General features: G+C 68.7%; 6 protein-coding genes. 2 read left to right on the top strand and 4 right to left on the bottom strand.

Annotation, left to right across the window (positions count from 1 at the left end; translation table 11 throughout):
* Positions 1-417: 417 nt before the first annotated feature.
* Positions 418-1161 carry a precorrin-4 C(11)-methyltransferase gene (cobM, locus tag ACFVJ5_RS24465; RefSeq protein ID WP_379223350.1) on the bottom strand — a complete coding sequence of 248 codons (744 nt, stop codon included), beginning with the start codon at positions 1159-1161 and terminating at the stop codon, positions 418-420.
* Between the two features lie 92 nt (positions 1162-1253).
* On the opposite strand from cobM, the gene ACFVJ5_RS24460 reads away from it, so the two are divergent.
* Positions 1254-1943 carry a DUF3105 domain-containing protein gene (locus ACFVJ5_RS24460; RefSeq protein WP_379223348.1) on the top strand — a complete coding sequence of 230 codons (690 nt, stop codon included), beginning with the start codon at positions 1254-1256 and terminating at the stop codon, positions 1941-1943.
* On the opposite strand, the gene ACFVJ5_RS24455 is transcribed toward ACFVJ5_RS24460, so the two are convergent.
* From ACFVJ5_RS24455 to ACFVJ5_RS24445, 3 genes are read right to left on the bottom strand one after another with little or no spacing between them, the layout of a single operon-like run.
* Complete coding sequence (locus tag ACFVJ5_RS24455) at positions 1940-2365, bottom strand: PPOX class F420-dependent oxidoreductase (protein ID WP_379223346.1); 426 nt, start codon at positions 2363-2365, stop codon at positions 1940-1942. The genes ACFVJ5_RS24460 and ACFVJ5_RS24455 overlap by 4 nt on opposite strands.
* A 59-nt stretch (positions 2366-2424) precedes the next feature.
* Positions 2425-3042, bottom strand: a complete 618-nt coding sequence (locus ACFVJ5_RS24450; protein ID WP_378634431.1) for a LuxR C-terminal-related transcriptional regulator — start codon at positions 3040-3042, stop codon at positions 2425-2427.
* On the bottom strand, positions 3039-4226 hold the full coding sequence (locus tag ACFVJ5_RS24445; protein ID WP_379223415.1) for a sensor histidine kinase: 1188 nt from the start codon (positions 4224-4226) through the stop codon (positions 3039-3041). The genes ACFVJ5_RS24450 and ACFVJ5_RS24445 overlap by 4 nt, the downstream gene beginning before the upstream one ends.
* A gap of 130 nt (positions 4227-4356) precedes the next feature.
* Here ACFVJ5_RS24445 and ACFVJ5_RS24440 point away from each other — a divergent pair, with 130 nt between their 5' ends.
* Entirely contained in the window at positions 4357-5397 is a 1041-nt protein-coding gene (locus tag ACFVJ5_RS24440; protein WP_379223344.1) for an ABC transporter permease, read from the top strand.
* The last annotated feature ends 73 nt before the right edge of the window (positions 5398-5470 follow it).

Genomic DNA, 5470 nt, shown 5'->3' with positions numbered 1-5470 from the left:
CCCAAACCTCGCTTCCGGAACACCCGGTCAGGCGCTCCCCGACGACACCGGAACGCGAGCGCCCACCTGAATAAGCGTGGCGCCCGCGTCTCGGGTTCAGTTCTCGAATCAATCAGGCAAAAATGTCCATTGGCACTATCTGTCACCCAGGCCGGTCTCGTTACACGGCCGAGACCATGCACCTGACCGTCCGGCCGCCAGCGCCGGTCTACTCGTCGCAAACCATCGCACCAATCTACCGGTGTGCCCGCCCCGCAACCAACCACCTCCATAGCCGGCAAACATCGGCCCAGGTAAAGCCCCCGCCCCACGTTTGCTGACGCTTGTCTGTGTTCTCACATCCCCGTCGGGTCACCCGCGCACCGCGCCAACTGAGTGATGGATCACACCGATTGGTCTGCTGTTGTGGAGTGGGTGTTACCGGGTCCTGGCGGGGTCGTAGAGGTGCGACTGGGCGCAGTCGAGGGAAGTGGCCAGCGCGCGGCCGACGAGGATCACCGCGGCTTGACGCAGGCCGGCCGCCGCCACCTGATCGGCGATGTCGGACAGAGTGCCGCGCAGGACGAGTTGTTCGGGTTGGCTGGCGCGATAGACGACAGCCACGGGGCAGTCCGCGCCGTACTCGGCGACCAGCTCGAGCGCCAGTACTCCGATCCGGGTGATCGCGAGATGCAAGACGAGAGTCGCGCCGGTGGCGGCGAAGTTCGCCAGTGCCTCGCCGGGCGGCATCGCGGTGGAGCGGGCCTGGGTGCGGGTGAGGACTACCGACTGGACGACCTCGGGGACGGTCAGTTCGGTGCCGAGGGCGGCCGCCGCGGCCGCGTAGGCGGGGACGCCGGGGGTGATGTCCCATGCCACGTTGTGGGCGTCGAGTCTGCGGGTCTGCTCGGTGAGGGCCGAATAGATCGACGGGTCGCCGGAGCACAGTCGCGCCACGTCCTTGCCCGCCTCGGTGGCGCGCACGAGGTGGTCGATGATCTGGTCCAGGTTCAGGTGCTGGGTGTCGATCAATTCGGCGCCCGGCGCACAGTGGGCCAGCACCTCGGGGTCGAGGTAGGTGCCCGCGTAGAGGCAGACCGGGCTGTCACGCAGGAGGGTGACCGCTCGCACCGTGAGCAGGTCGGCGGCGCCGGGGCCTGCCCCGATGAAGTGCACAGTCATAGTCGGGAGTCTAGGAGTGCCCCCGAGACCGGCGGACAAGTAGGTTCTGTGTCGGATGGCAAGCGGCGGCGACGAGGAAACGGGGGTCCGCGATGCGGGTTTCGAGTAGGTCCGGTGGGGTGCGCGGCGCGGGCGCTTGCGCGGTTGTGATCGTGGCCGCCACGCTGGCGACAGGGTGCTCGGGAGAGAAGATCGTCGGCCAGGCCACCGCCACCGCGGACAGTTTCGCCCCGTCCGCGGACAACCGTGACCCCTCGCTCCAGATTCGCGGCGTCGTCGTCACCGAGATCGCGCCTGGCCAGCAGCACGTGCGGCCGAACCAGCGAGTCGCCTACCCGACGATTCCCCCGGTGGGCGGACCACACGACGCGCAATGGGCCGCCTGCACCGGCGTCGTCTATTCGAAGGCCCTGCGCACCGAGAACGCGGTCCACTCGCTCGAACACGGCGCGGTATGGATCGCCTACGACCCCGCGAAGGTGAGCGCGCAGGATCAGGCGGCGCTGAGCGCCAAGGTCACCGACCGCCAGTACACCCTGATGTCGCCCATCCCCGACCTGAACCACCCGATCGCACTGCAGTCGTGGGGCCACCAGCTCACCGTCGACTCCGCCACCGACGAACGCATCGACCAGTTCATCGTCGCTCTCCGCGAAAACCCGTACACCACCCCGGAAGTCGGCGCGACCTGCTCGTCCCCCCTCTTCGACCGCACCGATCCCCCGCCGTACGACCCGACCCCGCCCGGCCCCGACGCGGTCCCGATGACCGGCGCCCGCTAGCCCGTCATATCGAACTGCGCGATGATCTTCGTCGGCCGCACGCGCACCACGAGTTCGCCCGCCACCCCGTTGCGCTGACCGAATTCCTCCGCCTTGTCCGGACCCATGTACCGGGCGGCGATGGCGGTAGCGGTTCGCACGAGCTCATCGAGGTCTTCGGACAGCGAGACCGTCCCCTGCACCTCCACCAGCGCGTACGGCGGCTCCTCGAGGTCGACGCACACCGCGACACGCGGATCACGCGCGAAAGCCCGCCCCTTGGCCGTGTTCTTACCCGTATTGAAAACCAGCTCGTCACCTTCGACGACGAACCACACCGGCGTCACCAGCGGACGCCCATCCGCCGCGGCGAACGCCACCTTGCCCGTTCGCGTTCCGTGGGAAAGAAATTCGCGCACCTTGGGATCAGACAGAGAGGCCATGCGCCCAGGGTAAACGCAGCGGCGGCGGTGGCGCCGAAGGTGAATCAGCATGTCGACAGTCAGATCGCGCCGCTTTCACGTGCTGTGGCGACGGCGGAGGTTCGGGACTTCACGCCGAGTTTGGCGTAGATGTGGACGAGGTGGGACTTGACGGTGGTTTCGCTGAGGAACAGTTGTTTGGCGATGTCGCGGTTGGACAGGCCCGCGGCTACCAGGCGGAGGACTTCTACTTCGCGGGGGCTCAGGGTGGTGTCGGCTCGGCGGACTCTGGTCATCAGGCGGGAAGCGACTGTTGGGGAGAGGACGCTTTCGCCCGCTGCGGCGGCGCGGACGGCGGCGAGGAGTTCGGTGGGTGGGGTGTCCTTGAGGAGGTAGCCGACGGCGCCCGCTTCGATGGCGCCGAGGATGTCGGCGTCGGTGTCGTAGTTGGTGACGACGAGGACGTTCGGTGGGGTGGGCAGGGCCCGCAGGCCCGCGGTGGCAGAGGCGCCGGAGCGGCCGTCGCCGAAGCGCAGGTCCATCAGGACCAGGTCGACGGGGGTGGCGGCGCAAAAGGCCACCGCCGCGTCGGCATCCGCGACATCGCCGACGACGGTGATATCGGCGGCGGCGTCGAGGAGCGCGCGCAGGCCCGCACGGACGATGGCGTGATCGTCGGCGAGGAGAAGGCGGATCATGAGGCCGCTCCGAGCGGGAAGGTCACCGTCACGGCGGTGTGGCCGGGCTCGGATTCGACTGTCATCGCACCGCCCTGTTGCTCGACGCGGCTGCGCATGGCCGCGAGGCCGAAGGCCCCGGATCGGGGGTGGCGCAACGTATCCGGATCGATGCCGATGCCGTCGTCGACGATATCCAGGTGCGCGTCGGTGTCGTCGTAGGTGAGGGTGACCCGCATCCGCTCAGCCTGCGCGTGCTGGACCACATTCGCCACCGCGCTCTGCGCGATCCGCACCAGCGCCGCCTCGACCGGCATCGGCAGTCGTTCCGGCTCACCCTCGACGAGCAGCTGCGTGGTCAGAGCCGGCGACTGCGCGCGCAGGCAAATGCGTTCCAGCGCTTCGGCCAGTGATTGCCCGTCCAGCGCGGCGGGCGACAATTCGTCGATGAGCCTTCGGGTTTCGGCCAGGTCCTCGGCGGCGGTCTCGCGCGCGAGCCGAATACGGTCCAGCGCAGGATGATCCGGTGCGGCCTGCTCGGCGCTGTGCAGGAGCAGTTGGATACTGCTCAGGCCCTGGGCGACGGTGTCGTGGATTTCCTTGGCCAGGCGTTCGCGCTCGGCGAGCTTGCCCGCTGTCCGTTCCTGTTCCGCGAGAATCGCTCTGGTGCCGATCAATTCGTCGATCAGCCGCTCCCGCTCGACCGCCTCACTGCGCAGGGCCTGATAGCCGAGCCCGATCCCGATCGCCACCAGCGCGCCGAGAACAGGCCCCACCACCGCACCCGCGGACCAACCACGATGCGCCGCGAACCCGATCACACCGACCGCCGTCGCCGACACCACCGCGACCAGATTCCACGGCCGTGGCAGCAGGTGCAGGTAGACGAAGAACAGCCCGAACGCCAGGTAGACCGCATCGGGGGTGAGCGCAAGCAGGACCAGCCACAACACGGTCAGCGCCGACAGCCACACCCACACCACCGTCGCCCCATCGGGATAGGCATGCGAACGCGAGCGAGGGAACTCGGTCCCCGCGAAATACACCAGCAACCACACCACCGTCAGCGCGACCACCGCGACACCGTGACCGCCGCCGCCGGGCAGCAGCGCGCGCACCGCGACCACCACCGCCAGCACCGTCACCAGCACATGCAGGCCGAGGCGCAGGGTGGTGACCACCGGGGTCAGGGGGGACGAGTGCACGTCGACCAGCTTATGTGCGGCAACCACGCGGGCATCCATCGAAAGATGTAAACGCCGCCAGACCTTGGATGGACGGCGTTTCGTGCGCCGGTGCGATGGCGTCGACCGACGAGAACGACAGAGTGGAGTCATGTTCGTCGCACTCCGAGATCTGCGAGCCGCCCGCGGCCGCTTCCTGCTCATCACCACTGTCGTGCTGTTGGTGGCGGTGCTGGTGAGCTTCCTCAGTGGCCTCACCGCTGGGCTGGCGCACCAGAACATCTCCGCTGTCCAGGGGATCGATGCCGACCGGGTCGTTTTCGCCGAGACCGGGGCCGACCCGTCTTTCGACTCGTCGGTGCTCACCGAGCAGCAGATCGCGCAGTGGAAATCGGCGGACGCGACCCCGATCGGGATCTCGCGCACGAGGGCCGAGCACGCTGGTGCCAGCCCGACGCAGGTCGCGTTGTTCGGCGGCGACCCGTCGGCGTTCAGCAATCGCCCTGCTACCGAACCCGGTGCGGTGGTGCTGAGTTCGGCGGCGGCTCGTGAACTGTCCGCGGGCACCGGCGATGTCGTCCTGCTGGCGGGCCACGAGTTCACCGTCGCCGACGTAGCCGGCGACGAGTGGTACAGCCATACCCCCGTGATCTGGACGAGCATGCAGGACTGGCAGGCGGCCAGCCCGCGCGCCGGCGCCGCGACCGTGCTCGCGGTGACCGGCGATGTCCCCGGCGGCCTCGACGCCGAAGCCGGAACACACTCGCTGCCCGCGCAGGATGCCGTCCAGGCGATCGGCTCCTACCAAGCCGAGAACAGCTCACTCACCCTGATGACCGTGCTGCTGTTCGCCATCTCGGCGCTGGTGATCGGCGCCTTCTTCACGGTCTGGACCGTGCAGCGCCAACCCGACATCGCCACGTTGAAGGCACTCGGCGCGACCACCGGCTCCCTGGTTCGTGATGCCCTGGCCCAAGCCGCGATCGTCCTGACCGCGGGCGTCACGGCGGGCCTCGCGATCACCGCCCTGGCCTCACTGTTCCTGGGCGAGGCGATGCCTTTTGTGCTCAGCCCCGCGACGACCCTGGTCCCCGCGCTGGCCTTGATCGTCCTCGGCCTCGCCGGCGCCGCTGTCGCCCTGCGCTTCCTGTTCACCACCGACCCGCTGACCGCGCTCGGCGCGACCCGCTGACGAACCCATGACGACCGTCGCCCGCACCGATGCCGCAGTCAGGCCGATCCGGTGCACCGCGCGACCAACCGAA

The organism is Nocardia sp. NPDC127606, assembly GCF_042671725.1.
In the GTDB taxonomy this organism is placed as follows: Bacteria; Actinomycetota; Actinomycetes; order Mycobacteriales; family Mycobacteriaceae; genus Nocardia.
The sequence above is the reverse complement of the archived record's forward strand: the minus strand, read 5'-3'. Positions and strand labels throughout refer to the sequence as shown.